Genomic DNA, 17,081 nt, shown 5'->3' on the forward strand with positions numbered 1-17,081 from the left:
CGGATCTAATCCCGGAAATAACAAAGGGCGGCCCAACGCAGGCCGCCCTTTTTTCATTTTTTGTCTGGCACGATCACCCCCAACCAAAGGCGTGTCCCCGTTCGTCAGCCGTCGGAGCGCGCCATCAGCGCCTGTGTCAGCTCTGCCATGATCTTGGTCTGGTTGCCCGGCGTTACGCCACCAACCCCAACCCGCGCGCCCAGACGCCACCACAGGCCCGGACGCCAAACACGCCCTGCATCTGCGGGCATCTGATCCAAATCCAGACGCAGCAAAAATCCGTTCGACGGTTTGAAAGCAAAGGCACCCCGATCTACGGATTTGATCGCTTTGATCGGCGCAATCACAGTGCCGTCCTGATCACGCAGCCCCTCTTCGGTCAGCTCAATCCCAGATCCGGTGCCCGCATGCATTTTCACCATCAGCGCCAGAGACAGGGCCGCAATGACAATCACAAACACCTGCAACAGCACATTTGCTGGCGGCGTTGCAAAGGCAAAGTAGGCCAGCAAGATCCCCAACACGCCCAACATGCCCAGCGCCATCCAACGGCGGCCGGCCGAAACACTCACCACAGCGAGGACTTCGTTCTCTGGGGAATTGGGGGGCGTTGAACTAGGGTCTTGGGTCGACATTGCGCGGTCCTCTCTGTGATCGGATCGGAGTGGGAGCCATCCGGTGGCGATGGCGTTTGGGCGCTCATATCTCAGGATCGGGTTCAATGCCACCCGTTTGCCTAAACCCGACCCCATCGCTCAACGCAGGCGCCACACAAACAGTCATAAATCTGTTGCAAAAATTTCACACATCTTCGCCGTACAGTCGCGCCCTGGCCCGTCGTTACACCTCTCAAGGGCCGCAACATGCCCTTTTGAAACGGATCCCCTACTGCTGCCCATTGCTTGGGCTGACCCCATTTTACCGAGTTACGAGGTCCCAATGCGACTGACCGTCAAATCCCAGCTGATCTTTACCTTTGTCCTCTTGGCCACGCTTTTCGCAGCCATCGGACTGGTGAGCCTTTATGAGATGAAGCGCATCAAAACCCGCGGCGAAGAGATCGTGCGCATCAACTTTGAAACCCTGCATCAGGTGGATGAAATCGCCAAAGTGCAAGAGGCCATCCAATCCGAAATCGGCACCTACATTCTGATCGGCACCAAGGACGAACGCGCAGGTCTAAAGGCACGCCTGAAAGAGATGGCCGCCAAGCAAGAGGTCCTAATCACCGCCGCACAGGCCAGCGCCTCCGAAGGCACGCAGAGCTTCCTCAGCGAATATCTGGTGTTGAAGGAAGGGATCGAGAAGGCCAACAAAAAGATCCTGCAGGATCTGCTGTTCGGCGCCAAGGGCAAAGCGTCAAAACGACTGGCCGCCGCCAAGACCGACTTTCAGGATCCGATGACAGATCTGATGCAGCGCCTGACAGCGGTGGAAACCGAAAAGATGTATAGCGAACTGTCCAGTTCGCAGGTCGACTACAACACAGCGCGCACACAGATCAGCGCGATGATCGCCACCGCACTGTTGATCAGCCTGATCGTGGCCTGGCGGGTCATTGCCGTACAGTCCCGCGGTGTGCGCGCGGCGCAAGCGCTGAGTAAACGAGTAGCCGCAGGTGATTTGACCCAGCTAGAAGACCATCAGATGAAAAACGAATTCGGCACGTTGCTAGACACGCTAAACCAGATGGTGACCGACCTACGTGTGCTGGTGGGGGATGTACGTATGGGCTCTACCCATGTGTCTGCGGGCGCGGCCCAAATGTCTGCGACCGCCAGTGACATCCAATGCGCCGCACAGGACCAAACCAATTCAGCCGAAGCCGTGGCTGCCTCGATCACCCAGATGGGGGCCAGTGTCGAACAAACCGCGGACCGTGCCGAAGCAACCGCACGCGCTGCCAACACTGCGGCCAAAGGCGCGCGCGACAGCAGCGCCGCAGTGGCGCAGGCGATGACATCGATGGCCGAGATTGTGGACCGCATCAATGTAGTCCAGGAAATCGCCCGCCAAACCGACCTATTGGCGCTAAACGCCGCGGTCGAGGCGGCCCGCGCCGGTGAACATGGGCGCGGTTTTGCCGTGGTCGCCGCAGAGGTCCGCAAACTAGCAGAACGCGCAGGCGAAGCAGCGGTTGATATTGCTGCATTGACCTCGGGCACCGTCGACACCGCCGAAGAGGCGCGCGCCAAATTGGACGCGCTGGTTCCAGAGATTGAAAACACCGCCGAACTGGTGACAAAAATCTCGACTTCCAACACGGAATTGGCGGCAGGAATGAGCCAAATCAGCGATGCCATTGAACGTCTGGATCACAGCATCCAAACAAACAACAGCGCCTCTGAGGAAATGTCTGCCACCTCTGAACAACTGGCGGCGCAGGCTGTCGCGCTGAACAGCAGCATTTCGACCTTCTGCTTGACCGAAGATTGCAAAGCACAAAAGGCCGATAGTGATGTCGAGGCGCTGGACGACACAGAAGCCGAAGCGGAAAACACTCCCCCACAGGGCGCCGCGGCAGTTGCCGCCACAACAATGGCACAGGGCCCATACCCTACCGCCAAAGCTGCCTAAGCCTGCCACAACTGTGGCGAAGTCAACGCATTGACACTTGCCACAGTTGTGCGCCCTCCCTAGCCTGACGCAGGCAGATTGATGGAGCAGACCAAATGTCAGGCTGGGGCACACCTGAGCAAGAAGCAGAACGCCGCCGCATGCAGGCCGAAGAAGATCGCCGCAGACGCGAACAAGAGGCCGCGCGCCGTTTTGCGGACACACAGGCCCGCCAACGCGCCGAAGAGGACCGCCGTCGTCGTCAGACCGAAGAGACGCTGGCCATGATGGACGGCGCCGCAGGTAACAGCCATTCCCACCGTCGGTTCAGCAATCCCGCCAGTTTCCTCAGCGGCTCTATGGCCGCCGGACGCGATGTCACCACGGGCAAAACCCGCACCGAAATACAGGCCAATGCACAGCCAATCTCCCAGACGTCCCGCACGCAGATGGCCCGCGCCCAAAACCGCAAGACCTATGATCCCACACAGGCCGGCCCCATTCGTCGGTTCATCTGGGCGGTAGAGGCCGCAATCGAATGGTCCGTACGCCTGTTGGGCGCGGCTATTTTTATCGGATTGTTCTATTTGGTAGCCGACAGTGTCGATCTGTTCCCTTGGTAGGTAAGCCGTATCAGCGCAAGATCACGCGCTAACCGATTTGCGCACCATATCCCAATAAAGCAGTTCCACCTCGTCACCGGACAGGCGGCCACTGGGGCGATACCAGGTCGTCACCCCCGTCAGCATTGCAATCACTGCCATGGTGGTGATGCGGATATCGTTTGCCACAAACAACCCCGCTGCCACCCCATCGCGCAGGATCTCTTCCAGTTCCGCCTCATAACGGCGGCGCAGCTCTTCGATGGTGGCAAAGTTTTCTTCGGTCAGATTGCGCAATTCCATATACGCGATGAACACCTCATCTGGACGATTAAGGTGATAGCGAATGTGAAAACGCGCAAAATCCTCCAAACGGCTCAGCGGATCAGCCGCGCTTAGGCGATCCTGCCTCTGTTCCAGCAGGTCCTCCATATGGCGCCGCATCAGATCGAATAGCAGCGTCTGCTTGTCCGGAGTGTAGTTATACAGCGCCCCGGCCTGCACACCCACCTCACGCGCTATTTGGCGCATGGACACAGCCGCAAACCCATGTTGCGCAAACAACCGCAGCGCCGCGTCCAAAACGCGGGGGCCAGTGATATCAGAATGGGATCCAGCGGTCCTTGCCATACGCACCACGCTAACTGAACAAATGTTCAAATCATAGAGGAAACGGCACAGAAGCGCCGATCGCGGCTGCATAGCACAGCCAATGCCCTTGCCAAGCGCAAATGCCGCGGGCAAAACAGACATGTCTGCCCCTTGTCCGGTTCTCTCTTATGCACATCGCTGCCCTGCCCCGCCGTCTCGGAACCATCGCTACCGTTGTCCTATGCGGCGCGACCCTGATAGGATGTGGGGTGACGGATATTCCTGATCGGGCCAGCACCGCAGCGCATCTGGCCCCTTACCCCGCCCTAGTCCCCATCGAGGTGGCCCTTGCAGGAACCCAAGCGCCGCAACTGGACGCCGACAGCGACGCCGCCCTGACCGCCCGCGCCAACCGTCTGCGCGCCCGCGCCAACAGTCTGCGTGCCCAAAATGGCGGCTGACCCCGTATAAAACCGCACTGACGCTGGGCTCAGATCTTGCAAAGCTGCAATTGCCGCGTTGCACAGGGGCGCAAAGCCCGATACATCGCCAAGACAAAGATCTGTCAGTTCAGGAGGGCCAGATGAGCCAACCCTTGCGCCTTGGTATTGCAGGGCTCGGCACCGTAGGTGTCGGCGTTGTGAAAATTGTCCGTCAACAGGCTGCCCTTCTGACCATGCGCACCGGGCGCGAGGTGGTGATCACCGCCGTATCCGCCCGTTCGCGCGACAAGGATCGCGGTGTCAATCTGGACCACTACGCGTGGGAAGATGACGCCGTAGCACTGGCCACCCGCGACGACGTCGATGTCTACGTCGAACTGATGGGCGGCGAAGAAGGCCCCGCCAAAGACTCGATCGAAGCTGCGCTGAAAGCAGGCAAGGACGTGGTCACCGCCAACAAGGCGCTGCTGGCCCACCACGGTCAAGCACTGGCCGAGCTGGCCGAAGCATCCGGTGCAGTGATCCGCTATGAGGCCGCCGTCGCCGGTGGCATCCCGATCATCAAATCCCTGACCGAAGGTCTGGCCGCCAATGAGATCACCCGCGTGATGGGCGTGATGAACGGCACCTGCAACTACATCCTGACCCGTATGGAAGCCACCGGTCAGGGCTATGACGCGCTGTTTGCCGAAGCAGACGCGCTTGGCTACCTAGAGGCGGATCCGAACCTTGACGTGGGCGGCATTGATGCCGGTCACAAATTGGCGATCCTCTCCTCGCTGGCCTTTGGCACGCAGGTGGATTTCGATGGCGTTGAGCTAGAAGGCATCCAGCGCATCAGCCTCGAAGATATCCGTCAGGCCGCCGACATGGGCTACCGCATCAAACTCTTGGGTGTGGCGCAAATGACAGGCCGCGGTCTGGAACAGCGCATGTCGCCCTGTCTGGTGCCCGCACAAAGCCCGCTGGGCCAGCTGGAAGGTGGCACCAACATGGTTGTCGTCGAAGGATCCGACGTGGGCCAAGTTGTGCTGCGCGGTGCCGGTGCGGGCGAAGGCCCGACCGCCAGTGCCGTCATGGGCGACGTCTGCGACATCGCGCGCGGCTACCGCTATCCGGTGTTCGGCCAGACCGCCGACACGCTGAAAAAAGCACCCCGCGCCCAATCCGCCCTGCCCGCGCCCTACTACCTGCGTCTGTCGCTGAAGGACAAACCGGGCGCCCTGGCCAAAGTGGCGGCTGTACTGGGTGAGGCGGGTGTCTCCATCGACCGCATGCGTCAGTACGGCCACAAGGACAACAGCGCGCCGGTGTTGATGGTGACCCACAAAACCACCCGCGCCGATCTGGACGCCGCGCTGGCAGGCATTGAACAAACCGATGTCGTGACCGAAGCACCGGTTGCACTGCGCATCGAAACTGTCTGATCCTACAGACTGCGGCGCGCGCATTGGCGGGCGTCGCGGTTTAAGTATTTTTGGAACATTGAAAGGCCGCTGGTGACCACCTCCTCCCGTGCATTTCTGGACGTAGACGCATCGCTCAACGGGCGGCGCTGGGTTGGTCCGGGCATTGAGGTGGAACGTCAGGCCGAATTTATGCGCCAGCAGACCGGCCTGCCGATGGCGGTCTGTCAGACACTGGCGCGTCGTGGTGTGCCCCCGCATGAAGCGCAGGGCTTTCTGGAACCGCAGCTGCGTGACCTGCTGCCCGATCCACACAAACTGAAGGATATGGAAGCCGCCGCCGCGCGTTTCCTGCAAGCGGTAAAGCAACGTCAACGCATCGCGATCTTTGCCGATTATGACGTGGATGGCGGCACCTCTGCGGCGCTGCTGATCGACTGGCTGCGCCAGATGGGGCGTCAGGCGACGCTCTATGTCCCCGATCGGATTGATGAGGGCTATGGCCCGAATGAGGCAGCGATGGCCGCGCTGGCGGCAGATCACGATCTGATCGTTTGCGTCGACTGCGGTACACTCAGCCACGATCCGATTGCCGCCGCCAAAGGCGCAGATGTTGTTGTGCTGGACCACCACCTTGGCGGTGAAACCCTGCCTGACGCGGTGGCGGTGGTGAACCCCAACCGTCAGGATGAGGATGGCGAGCTGGCGCATCTGTGCGCCGCCGGCGTTGTCTTTCTGATGCTGGTGGAGGCCAACCGTCAAATGCGCGCAGAGGGCGCCAAAGGCCCCGACCTGATGGCGATGCTGGATCTGGTGGCCCTGGGAACCGTGGCCGATGTGGCGCCGCTGATCGGTGTCAACCGCGCGCTGGTGCGTCAGGGGCTGAAGGTCATGGCCCGCCGCGCCCGCCCCGGCATTGTGGCGCTGTCTGACGTCAGCCGGATGGAACAGGCACCAAATTCCTACGCGCTGGGGTTCATGCTGGGCCCGCGCGTCAACGCTGGTGGCCGCATTGGCAAGGCCGACCTTGGCGCCCGCCTCCTGTCCACCGACAACGTGGCAGAGGCCCGCGCGATGGCTGAACGGCTGGATGAGTTGAACACGGAACGCCGCGACATTGAAAACGCCGTCCGCGCGGCTGCCTTGGAACAGGCCGAAGACCGCGGACTGGATCACCCGCTGGTCTGGGCCGCTGGCGAAGGCTGGCACCCCGGCGTTGTCGGCATCGTCGCCAGCCGCCTGAAAGAGGCCACCAACCGCCCCGCCATCGTCATTGGCTTTGACGGCGACATCGGCAAGGGATCAGGCCGGTCGGTCAGCGGCGTAGACCTTGGCGCATCAATCCAAAAGCTGGCCGCCGAAGGCCTGTTGATCAAAGGTGGCGGGCACAAGATGGCCGCAGGCCTGACCGTCGCACGCGACAAACTGGACGCCGCGATGGAACGCCTGTCGGAACTGCTGGCCAAACAGGGGGCGGGCGATGCTGGCCCTGCGGACCTGAAACTGGACGGCGTCCTGATGCCCGGTGCGGCCAGCATCGAATTGATCGAACAGATTGAAAAGGCAGGCCCTTTCGGCGCCTCTGCCGCTGCGCCGCGCTACGTGTTCCCTGATGTGGAAATCCGCTTTGCCAAACGGGTCGGCGAAAGCCACCTGAAAATCAACTTCACCGATGGCATGGGCCCACGCATTGACGCGATCTGTTTTGGCGCCTTTGACACTATGCTGGGTGAGCGCCTGCTGAACCACGGCGGCGCGCGTTTCCACCTTGCTGGACGGTTGGAAATTAACAGTTGGGGCGGGCGTCAACAGGTGCAGCTGCGCCTAGAGGATGCGGCCCCCGCCTCTGCATAAAACAGACCCAATTTGCCCATGTGGGGCACCGCGAAAAAAATCGTCACCAAGATGTCATTTTCCACTTGCGCGCCCTGCCCGCTTTGCCTAAAAGCCACCTCACCAAACGGCTTGTCCCGTTCGTCTATCGGTTAGGACGCCAGGTTTTCAACCTGGAAAGAGGGGTTCGATTCCCCTACGGGATGCCATTTTGGATCGAAAAGTCGCCCTTTCGGGCGGCTTTTTCGCATTTTGGGGCATGAATTCTGCGCGATAGATCCACTCAGAAAAAAGTGTAAATCCCTGACGTTTTCCGCTTGCGCGCCCCGCCCGCTTTGCCTAAAAGCCACCTCACCAAACGGCTTGTCCCGTTCGTCTATCGGTTAGGACGCCAGGTTTTCAACCTGGAAAGAGGGGTTCGATTCCCCTACGGGATGCCATTTTTCACTGACAGTCAGCATATTCTGCACGCGTACACCCGCGCTATGAAATCGCGGTTATACCCTTGAAATTATGGCCATATTTTCCACTTGCACCGCAGCTCGGCATTGCCTAAAACCCATCTCACCAAACGGCTTGTCCCGTTCGTCTATCGGTTAGGACGCCAGGTTTTCAACCTGGAAAGAGGGGTTCGATTCCCCTACGGGATGCCATTTCTCCACGGCATATAGAAAACGCGCACCTCGCTGCCTGCGCAGTCGAGCGCCCTGTTCTTGTAACGCGCATAGGACTAACGATAGTGCTCACTGACGCGGCCAAACATGGCCAGGATACAGCCATAGGCAAAGCCGAACGCGCGCACGGCCAGAACCAAACTACGCCCACCATCCAGCACCGACAGCATCAACCTTACACAGCCCAGCAGCAGCTTGGCGCTCACAAAAAATACCGACCTTAAGAACAACGCACCGTGTAGATCGCCCCCGTAGCGCACACGGTATGAGGCGATCGACTGATCCCGCCCACGCCTAAACTGATACCGCAACGAGAGCCGGTCGCGTGGCAGCACCTCATGCACAATCGCATCTGCCGCCCAAGAGGTCTGCCCCCCTTTCCCACGCAGCGCCCAGAAAAAGGCCACATCCGATCCGCCGGAAAACCCAAGCCTTTCGTCAAATCGCAGGTCAGTTTCGCGCACAAAATCTAATCGAACCAACCAGTTGTTGGTGATCACCGTCGGGCGCCGCCGTGCAGCGCCCCACCGCTCTAGACGCCTATTGTGCCACGCCATGCGCCGGCTGCGCGCCGCCAGTCCGCGATAACACACCCTTTGCCACAGGGTCAGAGAGCCATCCGGCGGCATGGGGAATTCCGGCCCCCCTGTTAAATCGGCATCAGTGGACACATGGCGTTCAAGCAGCCTAACCAGCCAGCCCTGCGTCACCTGTTCATCATCATCAACAAACGCCAAATGGCTGGCGCCTTGATCCAAGGCGTATTGCAGCGCCTTATTCCGCGCAAATGGGATGCCCAGCTGTGGCTGCAACAACGCCACCGCAGAACAGCCGCGCCTGCGCGCAAACTGGTCAACCATCCCGCCGATCTGCAGCGCTGCAGCATTTTCGACAAAACAAAAAGAGACCGTGACACCTTCGGGCAAATCCATCTGTGCCAGACTGTCCAACAGGTCGGAAAACAACGCAATCCGCCCACGGGTCAGCGCAGCAACAACAACATGCAGCGGCGCAGCAGCGCCCTGTTGACCCGTCAATTTCGCATCCCCCCGAAAACCAGCAGCCCCACAGCGCCCCTGACAATGTGCCATTGGCGCAGCCCAAAGCTGCGCCTCAAAGGCTATATCTGAAAAGGAATTAATCAAAGAAAAACGACGCAATGGCGATGTGCCACTGCGTCGTTCCAAATTCAAATGCCGTGTGTGTATCGCGCCGTCAAAGGGTGTCATCTTCGGGCGCATCAGGATCGCCCTGCCCTACGCCCAGAAAAACCTTTTTCAACGGGATCGCCCAAAGCACGCCCAAACCAACGTAAATCGCCAATTCCACCAACAGAGACGGACGATCAAGCAGATTCACAATGCTGACTGCCGCCACAATATAGGCCGGCAGGCCAACCAGCAGGATCAAAACAGAGAGCCTGCGACGGGCTTTGTAGCTCAGGGCCATTTATGCACCTCAATCGGCAAAGGGATCAGTGACGAGGATGGTATCCTCACGCTCGGGCGAGGTAGAAAGTAGAGCGACAGGGCAGTCGATCAACTCTTCTACGCGCTTCACGTATTTGATCGCATTCGCGGGCAGATCATTCCAGCTGCGCGCACCTTCGGTCGATTCCGACCAACCGGGCATTTCCTCATAGATCGGCTTGCAGCGCGCCTGTTGATCCGCTGCGGTGGGCAGGTAGTCCAGACGCTCGCCGTCCAGATCGTAGCCAACGCAGATTTTCAGCGTTTCAAAACCGTCCAACACGTCCAGCTTGGTCAGGCAGATGCCTTTGATGCCGCTGGTCGCACAGGTCTGACGCACCAGTGCTGCGTCGAACCAGCCACAACGGCGCTGACGGCCGGTGGTGGTGCCAAATTCGTGGCCACGGGTGCCCAGACGTTCACCGTCCGCATCCGGCGTACCGTCAGCGTTCAGCAGTTCGGTCGGGAACGGCCCCTCACCCACGCGGGTGGTGTAGGCCTTCACGATGCCCAGAACGTAATCGATCGAGCCGGGGCCGATACCCACACCAGTCGCCGCCTGACCTGCGATCACGTTCGACGAGGTCACGAAAGGATAGGTGCCGAAATCGATGTCCAGCAGCGCACCTTGCGCACCTTCGAACAGGATTCGCTTACCGGCTTTGCGCTTTTCGCTCAGCACTTTCCACACGGGTGCGGCGTAGGGCAAAATCTCGACTGCGATCTCTTTCAGTTTGGCGATCAGCGCGTCGCGGTCGATGGGTTCGACACCCAGACCTTTGCGCAGCGGATCGTGGTGCTGCAGGGCACGGTCAACGCGCGCTTCCAGAGTTGCCTCATCCGCCAGATCGGCAACGCGGATCGCACGACGGCCAACCTTGTCCTCATAGGCCGGACCAATGCCGCGGCCGGTGGTGCCAATCTTGGTCCCCTTGGAGGCTGCTTCTTCACGGGCGCGGTCCAACTCACCGTGGAACGGCATGATCAGCGGGGTGTTTTCCGCGATCATCAGGGTTTCAGGGCTGATTTCTACGCCCTGCTCACGCACGGTGGCGATTTCGTTCACCAGGTGCCACGGGTCCAGCACCACGCCGTTGCCGATGACCGACAGCTTGCCGCCGCGCACAACGCCCGAAGGCAGCGCGTGCAGCTTGTAAACCTTGCCATCAATGACCAGCGTGTGGCCTGCGTTGTGGCCGCCTTGAAAACGGGCGATGACGTCGGCACGTTCCGACAGCCAATCCACGATCTTGCCTTTCCCCTCATCGCCCCACTGGGCGCCGACGACGACGACATTTGCCATTGCTGGTCCTCTTTCGATGTTTGGATCGGGCCTGACTTTCTGTCAAACCCGCGCCCGTATATCGACAGGTGCGCCTTGAGGGAACCAATTTTTCGCCGCAAGCGCACAATTGACGCAATAGGAGCAGTGGAATTAGCGCGCTATCCCTACCGATGCCGCGCCCTTCACACCTGTTTGAGGGTGACAGGCGCCCCGTGTGGCGTGGTCAAATAAGCCTCTTCCCATGCGGCGCGGGTGTGTTCGACCTGCGCAGCACTGGCCATACCGCGATCACTCAGGAACGCCTCAAGCGTCGCGAGCCATGCGTTAAAGTAATCCTCCCCACCGTTCAAACTGCGTTCCGCCCCATGTTGGCGCAAAACAGTTGAGAAACGGTTAACCCACTCGGCCCATGTGAACTGCCCCGCCTCATTCAGATGAACGGTCAGGGCTAAGACCTGTGCGTGCCATGGCTCAGTGAATGCCGGCTCCTCCAGCCCTGTGGCCGCGGTGAAATCGGGCAGGCTAGGACAGTCCATTACGTGTCCTCCGCCGACAGGTAGCTTTGCCACAGGTCCAGAACCACCTCATCGCGCGGATGTTCCGGCTGCGCCCACAGTTCGGACGCGGCAAATCGCACCGCATAGAGTGGCTCTGGCGCCTCACCCAGACCGTGCGCGGCGCTATCGGGCAGAACATGGGTTCCATGCAGGCGTTCGATCACCCCAACCGCGCCTGTCGCATAGGCTGGCAATCGGGTATGCCCGCCCGCCACCATGGCATTGCCACCGGGGTGACGTGTGCGGACCTTTTGACCCGGTTGAAACAGCGACGCGGGACCGCCTGTGCGATCTGCTGGGCCGCCGGACGCCAGAACGCCCTGTACTTGATCGGCGCGGAGACAACGATCCGCCAAAGGATGCTTGGCCTCAGGCGCATCAACGCCCGTCAGGTCAGCAACCGTCAACACCCCCTTTTCCACCAACAGATCCGCAAGGGCAGAGATCCACTTTTCATAGTAGGAAAACCGCGTGTAATCCTTAGGCGATAGGCGTTCGCGTGCATGGCGCGAGGTGTCGATATTCCATTGCCCCAAAGAGCCGCAAGCCAGTGTGACAGCCAAGGCGCGGGCGTGCCAATCGGCAGCAAAAACCGGCGCATCCTGCCCCTCTGGCAGCACTGGTCCGTCGCCAAATCGGCCGCCTATATCATGTACGCGGCTCATGACGCGCCCCCCTCTGGCTGGCGCGCAAGACCGGTGCCGATCATGCTGTCGCGGGTTACAAGGGCCGCCAGCGCATCCTCATCCATACCCTCAGTGCCCTGTGGGCGCATCGGCAACACCAGATAACGCACCTCTGCCGTACTGTCCCAGACACGCACAGCGGTTCCCTTTGGCAATATCACGCCAAACTCTGCCAGCACCTTCCGTGGTTCACGCACGGCGCTGGCACGGTAGGCGTCGGATTTGTACCAACCCGGCGGAATGCCGAGGAGCGGCCACGGATAGCAACTGCACAGCGTGCAGACGACCATGTTGTGCTGATCGGGGGTGTTTTCCACCACGACCATATGTTCGCCCTGACGGCCATAGAACCCAAGATCGCGCACCACACTGGTCGCATCCTGCATCAACGCAGCGCGAAAATCATCGTCCAGCCACGCCTTCGCCACCACACGGGCGCCATTTTGCGGGCCAATTTTGTTTTGGTAGGTGTCAATAATCTCCTCTAACGCGGCGGGGTCAATCAGCCCCTTATCGCGCAGAATCGTTTCCAAAGCCTTAACGCGAAGGGCGGGCTCTGGCGGCAGGAGGGCGTGCGGGTGGTCGGAATGATCATGCGGCATATTGCGATGCTGACGCAGTCACGCCCGCCCTGTCCACCATTTATTAAGCATTTGATGCAACAGTGCCCGTCAGAATTACGTGATGGCCTGCCCCTTCGGGGTTGCGTGGGGCGGCCGAAAACTTTAAGGAACCGCATCGAACAAATCCGAAGGCTGCCTCATGGAAAACGTCGTTCTCATCATCCACCTCCTCCTCGCACTGGGCCTGATTGGCGTGGTGCTGATGCAGCGCTCTGAGGGCGGTGGTCTTGGCATGGGCGGCGGCGGTGGCGGCGCCGTAACGGGCCGCGCGGCAGCAACCGCACTGGGCAAAATGACCTGGATCCTGGCAATCGGTTTCATCATCACCTCGATCACGCTGACCATCATTGCCGCTGATAAATCGGCTGGCAGCTCGGTTCTGGATCGTGTGGGTGGCGGTTCTGCCCCCGTGAGCGAAGAGGCCCCGGCCCTGCCCGCAGGCAGCGATCTGCTGCCCCCGTCGGCTGGCGACAGCGCACCGCTGGTTCCGCGCGCGGACTAAACGACACACCTAAATTTAGGCAAAAGACCGCAGCAGCATCTTGCGGTCTTCTTGCGTATTTTATGCGAATCTAGTAAGGCTCGAGTCCCGTGATGCTACGGTTGTACGCAACCGTATGGGCTTGGGTTTTGGCCTATGATTGGGCCGAACAGACTGCACGGGAGTTGCCGAAAATGGCGCGTTTCATCTTTATTACGGGCGGCGTTGTTTCGTCGCTGGGCAAGGGTTTGGCATCGGCAGCGCTGGGATCGCTGCTGCAGGCGCGCGGCTATTCGGTCCGCCTGCGCAAGCTGGACCCCTATCTGAACGTCGATCCCGGCACGATGAGCCCGTTTGAACATGGCGAAGTGTTCATCACAGACGATGGTGCGGAAACCGATCTGGACCTTGGTCACTACGAACGTTTCACCGGCGTACCTGCCCGCATGACCGACTCGGTCAGCTCTGGCCGCATCTATTCCAACGTTCTGGAACGGGAACGTCGCGGTGATTATCTGGGCAAAACCATTCAGGTGGTTCCGCATGTCACCAACGAAATCAAAGACTTCATCTCCATCGGCGAGGATGAGGTTGATTTCATGCTGTGCGAGATTGGCGGCACCGTGGGCGACATCGAAGGCCTGCCCTTCTTTGAAGCGATCCGTCAGTTCAGCCATGACAAACCGCGCGGTCAGTGCATCTTCATGCACCTGACACTGCTGCCCTATCTGGCCGCCTCGGGTGAGTTGAAGACCAAACCGACCCAGCACAGCGTGAAAGAACTGCAGTCCATCGGCATCGCGCCCGACATTCTGGTGTGCCGTTCCGAACAGCCGATCCCGGAAAAAGAGCGCGAGAAGATCGCGCTGTTCTGTAACGTGCGCAAAGAGGCGGTTGTTGCCGCCTATGACCTGAAATCGATCTATGAAGCGCCGCTGGCCTACCACCGCGAAGGTCTGGATCAGGCGGTTCTGGATGCCTTTGGAATCGCACCTGCGCCGCGCCCCGACCTCAGCAAATGGGATGACGTGGCCGACCGCATCTACAATGCGGATGGTGAGGTGAACATCGCCATCGTCGGCAAATACACCCAGCTGGAAGACGCCTATAAATCGGTGAAAGAGGCGCTGACCCACGGCGGTCTGGCCAACAAGGTCAAGGTCAACGTGAAGTGGGTCGACTCTGAGGTGTTCGATAACGGCGACGCAGCCCCCTATCTGGAAGGCTTCCATGCGATTCTGGTGCCCGGCGGCTTTGGCGAGCGCGGGACCGAGGGCAAGATCAAAGCAGCCCAATTCGCCCGTGAGCGCAAGGTGCCCTACCTTGGCATCTGTCTGGGCATGCAGATGGCCGTGATCGAGGCCGCGCGTAACGCTGCCGGCCTGACCACCGCAGGGTCCGAAGAGTTTGACCACGAAGCGGGCGAAAAGCGTTTTGAACCCGTAGTTTACCACCTGAAAGAATGGGTTCAGGGCAACGCCACCGTGCGCCGCAAGGAAACCGACGATAAAGGCGGCACCATGCGTCTGGGCGCCTATAACGCGACACTGGCCGAAGGGTCGAAGGTCGCGCAGGTTTACGGCAGCACCGCGATCGAGGAACGTCACCGCCACCGCTATGAGGTAGACACCAAGTACCGTGAACAGCTGGAGGCCTGCGGCCTGCAGTTCTCGGGCATGTCGCCGGACGGTCGCCTGCCTGAGATTGTGGAATGGAAAGATCACCCGTGGTTCATCGGCGTACAGTTCCACCCGGAACTGAAATCGAAACCCTTTGATCCACACCCGCTGTTCAAGGATTTCGTTCGCGCCGCTGTAGAAGCATCGCGTCTGGTTTAAACAACCGGCATCCGATTGTACGAAAGGCGTCCCAAATTGGGGCGCCTTTTGTTTTGGCCGCTGGACGCCTGCCCCTGCCACTGCCCAATCTTGACCTTTGCTGCTGCGCACCGCACCTTTGCGACCATCAACAGAAAGGAATGCCCGATGACCAAAGCGTACTGGGTGGCCCATGTGGACGTAAACGACCCTGAGGCCTACGAAAAATACCGTGCAGCCAACGCCGAGGCGTTTGGAAAATATGGCGCAAAATTCCTGATCCGTGGTGGCGCCCAGCAACAGATGGAGGGCAGCAGCCGCGCCCGTACCGTGGTGCTGGAGTTCAAGGATTACGACACCGCGATGGCCTGCTACCAATCGCCGGAATATCAAGCCGCCAAGGCGCTGCGCGATCCGGTATCTACAGGCGATCTGGTGATCGTCGAAGGGTATGACGGCTAATAGCGTTCGGCCAGACGCTGCCGACACGTCTTATTTATTGGCAGCGTCCCGTCGGCATGACTATATCATCCCCATGTTTGCAGATTTCCTGAAACGGCTGACACAGCCGCAACCCGCCCCCCTGTCTGATTTCGACGCCCGCCTTGCGCTGGCAGCGCTGCTGGTGCGTGTCGCGCGATCCGACAATGACTATGCCCCTGCCGAGATTGCCCGCATCGACCGTATCCTCAGCACGCGCTTTGCCCTTGATGCAGGTGCTGCCGCCGCGCTGCGCGGTGAGGCCGAGGTGTTAGAGGCAGAAGCCCCTGACACGGTGCGGTTTACCCGCGCGATCAAGGACGCTGTGCCCTATGAAGAGCGTCTGGGCGTGGTCGAAGCATTGTGGTCGGTCGTATTGGCCGATGGCAGCCGCGACCAGCATGAAGATGCCCTTCTGCGTGTGGTGGCAAACCTCTTGGGAATCAACGACCGCGACAGCGCATTGGCGCGACAGCAAGCGACACGTCAAACCTGACCTTCGGCCCGTCAAAAAGCCGAAACAAAGCGGCGTTTTGCCGAGCTCTCGGGCAATTGCAGAATGCTGCGATTGCAAAAAAGGTAAGGGATATTGCCTTTTTGCTGACAGTTTGCGACTGAACCTAGGTCAGATTGTCCGATTCCATGTTCAAACCGACGTTTTGCACGTTGCACTGACCCGGAATTTGGTCCCTAGTGTCTGACGAAATCGGGGATAAAATTGTCAGGGGCGTCCGTGTCCGAACTGGATCCAGTCATTGAAATTCGTGGTCTTCACAAGGCCTATGGCGATCTTGAGGTAATCAAGGGCGTTGATATCACTGCACGTCGCGGCGACGTGGTGTCACTGATCGGCTCTTCGGGGTCGGGCAAGTCGACGATCCTGCGCTGCGCCAACCTGCTGGAAGATAGTCAGCAGGGCGACATCCTGTTCAAGGGTGAACCGGTGGTCTGGAAAGGCGATCAGCGCCACCGCCAACCGGGTGACGCCAAACAGGTGCTGCGCATTCGCACCAACCTGTCGATGGTGTTCCAACAGTTTAACCTTTGGGCCCATATGACCATCCTGCAAAACGTGATGGAAGCGCCGGTCACCGTGCTGGGCCGCGACAAGGATGAGGTGGAAAAATCCGCCCGCCGCTATCTGGAAAAGGTCGGCATCGGCGACAAGTGCGATGTCTATCCTGCCCAGCTGTCCGGTGGCCAGCAACAGCGTGCTGCCATTGCCCGTGCCCTGTGCATGGAGCCTGAGGCGCTGCTGTTCGACGAACCCACTTCGGCGCTGGACCCTGAGTTGGAACAAGAGGTGATCAAGGTCATCAAGGATCTGGCCGCAGAGGGCCGGACCATGTTGATCGTGACCCACGACATGAAAATGGCCGCAGATATTTCTAGCCACGTTGTGTTCCTGCACAAGGGATTGATCGAAGAACAGGGCACGCCTGACGAGGTGTTCGGCGCCCCGAAAAGCGACCGCCTGAAGCAATTCCTGTCTGCCACTGTTCACGTCTAACGGCGTGGTCGTGACGGACTGAATAGAACCAAGAGTTCAACCACAACCAGGACTAAAACCTGTAACCC

At 59.8% G+C, this 17,081-nt stretch carries 18 protein-coding genes and 3 tRNA genes; 13 read left to right on the forward strand and 8 right to left on the reverse strand.

What is annotated here, in order from left to right:
• Positions 1–104: 104 nt before the first annotated feature.
• On the reverse strand, positions 105–635 hold the full coding sequence (locus tag TM5383_RS14825) for a hypothetical protein (RefSeq protein ID WP_058319815.1): 531 nt from the start codon (positions 633–635) through the stop codon (positions 105–107).
• A 304-nt stretch (positions 636–939) separates the two neighbouring features.
• Here TM5383_RS14825 and TM5383_RS14830 point away from each other — a divergent pair, with 304 nt between their 5' ends.
• The gene (locus tag TM5383_RS14830) at positions 940–2,577 is read left to right on the forward strand and encodes a methyl-accepting chemotaxis protein (RefSeq protein ID WP_058319816.1); all 1,638 of its coding nucleotides are present in this window, start codon (positions 940–942) and stop codon (positions 2,575–2,577) included.
• A gap of 95 nt (positions 2,578–2,672) precedes the next feature.
• Positions 2,673–3,179 carry a hypothetical protein gene (locus TM5383_RS14835; protein ID WP_058319817.1) on the forward strand — a complete coding sequence of 169 codons (507 nt, stop codon included), beginning with the start codon at positions 2,673–2,675 and terminating at the stop codon, positions 3,177–3,179.
• Positions 3,180–3,200: 21 nt separating this feature from the next.
• Here the strand turns inward: TM5383_RS14835 and TM5383_RS14840 are convergent, their stop codons facing one another.
• Positions 3,201–3,788 carry a TetR/AcrR family transcriptional regulator gene (locus tag TM5383_RS14840; protein WP_058319873.1) on the reverse strand — a complete coding sequence of 196 codons (588 nt, stop codon included), beginning with the start codon at positions 3,786–3,788 and terminating at the stop codon, positions 3,201–3,203.
• A 230-nt stretch (positions 3,789–4,018) separates the two neighbouring features.
• Between TM5383_RS14840 and TM5383_RS14845 the strand changes: the two genes are divergently transcribed.
• From TM5383_RS14845 to TM5383_RS14870, 6 genes are all read left to right on the forward strand, one after another.
• Positions 4,019–4,210, forward strand: a complete 192-nt coding sequence (locus TM5383_RS14845) for a hypothetical protein (RefSeq protein ID WP_058319818.1) — start codon at positions 4,019–4,021, stop codon at positions 4,208–4,210.
• A gap of 122 nt (positions 4,211–4,332) precedes the next feature.
• The gene (locus tag TM5383_RS14850; protein ID WP_058319819.1) at positions 4,333–5,619 is read left to right on the forward strand and encodes a homoserine dehydrogenase; all 1,287 of its coding nucleotides are present in this window, start codon (positions 4,333–4,335) and stop codon (positions 5,617–5,619) included.
• Positions 5,620–5,691: 72 nt separating this feature from the next.
• Positions 5,692–7,452: a single-stranded-DNA-specific exonuclease RecJ gene (recJ, locus tag TM5383_RS14855; RefSeq protein WP_058319820.1), complete on the forward strand. Its 1,761-nt coding sequence runs from the start codon at positions 5,692–5,694 to the stop codon at positions 7,450–7,452.
• Positions 7,453–7,565: 113 nt separating this feature from the next.
• Positions 7,566–7,640: transfer RNA gene (locus TM5383_RS14860), tRNA-Glu, on the forward strand.
• 156 nt (positions 7,641–7,796) lie between these two features.
• Positions 7,797–7,871: transfer RNA gene (locus TM5383_RS14865), tRNA-Glu, on the forward strand.
• Positions 7,872–8,009: 138 nt separating this feature from the next.
• Positions 8,010–8,084 (forward strand) — tRNA-Glu (locus TM5383_RS14870).
• A 77-nt stretch (positions 8,085–8,161) separates the two neighbouring features.
• Here TM5383_RS14870 and TM5383_RS14875 read toward each other — a convergent pair.
• The 6 genes from TM5383_RS14875 to nthA form a co-directional block, all read right to left on the reverse strand.
• Positions 8,162–9,142, reverse strand: coding sequence for a glycosyltransferase family 2 protein (locus TM5383_RS14875; RefSeq protein WP_159438560.1), 981 nt, complete (start codon positions 9,140–9,142; stop codon positions 8,162–8,164).
• A gap of 178 nt (positions 9,143–9,320) precedes the next feature.
• Positions 9,321–9,554, reverse strand: a complete 234-nt coding sequence (locus tag TM5383_RS14880; protein WP_058319822.1) for a DUF2842 domain-containing protein — start codon at positions 9,552–9,554, stop codon at positions 9,321–9,323.
• A gap of 9 nt (positions 9,555–9,563) precedes the next feature.
• Positions 9,564–10,877 carry an adenylosuccinate synthase gene (locus tag TM5383_RS14885; RefSeq protein ID WP_058319823.1) on the reverse strand — a complete coding sequence of 438 codons (1,314 nt, stop codon included), beginning with the start codon at positions 10,875–10,877 and terminating at the stop codon, positions 9,564–9,566.
• A 164-nt stretch (positions 10,878–11,041) separates the two neighbouring features.
• Complete coding sequence (locus TM5383_RS14890) at positions 11,042–11,395, reverse strand: nitrile hydratase accessory protein (protein ID WP_058319824.1); 354 nt, start codon at positions 11,393–11,395, stop codon at positions 11,042–11,044.
• Positions 11,395–12,081, reverse strand: a complete 687-nt coding sequence (gene nthB, locus TM5383_RS14895; protein ID WP_058319825.1) for a nitrile hydratase subunit beta — start codon at positions 12,079–12,081, stop codon at positions 11,395–11,397. Before nthB ends, TM5383_RS14890 begins: the two co-directional genes overlap by 1 nt.
• On the reverse strand, positions 12,078–12,704 hold the full coding sequence (gene nthA, locus TM5383_RS14900) for a nitrile hydratase subunit alpha (protein ID WP_058319826.1): 627 nt from the start codon (positions 12,702–12,704) through the stop codon (positions 12,078–12,080). Before nthA ends, nthB begins: the two co-directional genes overlap by 4 nt.
• Positions 12,705–12,864: 160 nt before the next feature.
• Between nthA and secG the strand changes: the two genes are divergently transcribed.
• The 5 genes from secG to TM5383_RS14925 all read left to right on the forward strand — a co-directional run bounded on the left by secG (position 12,865) and on the right by TM5383_RS14925 (position 17,013).
• Positions 12,865–13,227 carry a preprotein translocase subunit SecG gene (gene secG, locus TM5383_RS14905; protein ID WP_058319827.1) on the forward strand — a complete coding sequence of 121 codons (363 nt, stop codon included), beginning with the start codon at positions 12,865–12,867 and terminating at the stop codon, positions 13,225–13,227.
• Positions 13,228–13,400: 173 nt separating this feature from the next.
• Entirely contained in the window at positions 13,401–15,044 is a 1,644-nt protein-coding gene (gene pyrG / locus TM5383_RS14910; RefSeq protein ID WP_058319874.1) for a CTP synthase, read from the forward strand.
• Between the two features lie 147 nt (positions 15,045–15,191).
• Entirely contained in the window at positions 15,192–15,485 is a 294-nt protein-coding gene (locus TM5383_RS14915) for a DUF1330 domain-containing protein (protein ID WP_058319828.1), read from the forward strand.
• A 73-nt stretch (positions 15,486–15,558) separates the two neighbouring features.
• On the forward strand, positions 15,559–15,999 hold the full coding sequence (locus tag TM5383_RS14920) for a tellurite resistance TerB family protein (RefSeq protein ID WP_058319829.1): 441 nt from the start codon (positions 15,559–15,561) through the stop codon (positions 15,997–15,999).
• A gap of 237 nt (positions 16,000–16,236) precedes the next feature.
• On the forward strand, positions 16,237–17,013 hold the full coding sequence (locus TM5383_RS14925) for an ABC transporter ATP-binding protein (RefSeq protein ID WP_058319830.1): 777 nt from the start codon (positions 16,237–16,239) through the stop codon (positions 17,011–17,013).
• The last annotated feature ends 68 nt before the right edge of the window (positions 17,014–17,081 follow it).

Source organism: Thalassovita mediterranea (assembly GCF_001458435.1).
Classification (GTDB): domain Bacteria; phylum Pseudomonadota; class Alphaproteobacteria; order Rhodobacterales; family Rhodobacteraceae; genus Thalassobius; species Thalassobius mediterraneus.

Coding starts and splice junctions, on each gene's coding strand:
- TM5383_RS14825 (WP_058319815.1), bottom strand. CDS start 635: ATGTCGACCCAAGACCCTAGTTCAACGCCCCCCAATTCCCCAGAGAAC.
- TM5383_RS14885 (WP_058319823.1), bottom strand. CDS start 10,877: ATGGCAAATGTCGTCGTCGTCGGCGCCCAGTGGGGCGATGAGGGGAAA.
- secG (WP_058319827.1), top strand. CDS start 12,865: ATGGAAAACGTCGTTCTCATCATCCACCTCCTCCTCGCACTGGGCCTG.
- TM5383_RS14850 (WP_058319819.1), top strand. CDS start 4,333: ATGAGCCAACCCTTGCGCCTTGGTATTGCAGGGCTCGGCACCGTAGGT.
- nthB (WP_058319825.1), bottom strand. CDS start 12,081: ATGAGCCGCGTACATGATATAGGCGGCCGATTTGGCGACGGACCAGTG.
- nthA (WP_058319826.1), bottom strand. CDS start 12,704: ATGCCGCATGATCATTCCGACCACCCGCACGCCCTCCTGCCGCCAGAG.
- TM5383_RS14835 (WP_058319817.1), top strand. CDS start 2,673: ATGTCAGGCTGGGGCACACCTGAGCAAGAAGCAGAACGCCGCCGCATG.
- TM5383_RS14840 (WP_058319873.1), bottom strand. CDS start 3,788: ATGGCAAGGACCGCTGGATCCCATTCTGATATCACTGGCCCCCGCGTT.
- TM5383_RS14915 (WP_058319828.1), top strand. CDS start 15,192: ATGACCAAAGCGTACTGGGTGGCCCATGTGGACGTAAACGACCCTGAG.
- TM5383_RS14890 (WP_058319824.1), bottom strand. CDS start 11,395: ATGGACTGTCCTAGCCTGCCCGATTTCACCGCGGCCACAGGGCTGGAG.
- TM5383_RS14830 (WP_058319816.1), top strand. CDS start 940: ATGCGACTGACCGTCAAATCCCAGCTGATCTTTACCTTTGTCCTCTTG.
- TM5383_RS14920 (WP_058319829.1), top strand. CDS start 15,559: ATGTTTGCAGATTTCCTGAAACGGCTGACACAGCCGCAACCCGCCCCC.
- TM5383_RS14880 (WP_058319822.1), bottom strand. CDS start 9,554: ATGGCCCTGAGCTACAAAGCCCGTCGCAGGCTCTCTGTTTTGATCCTG.
- pyrG (WP_058319874.1), top strand. CDS start 13,401: ATGGCGCGTTTCATCTTTATTACGGGCGGCGTTGTTTCGTCGCTGGGC.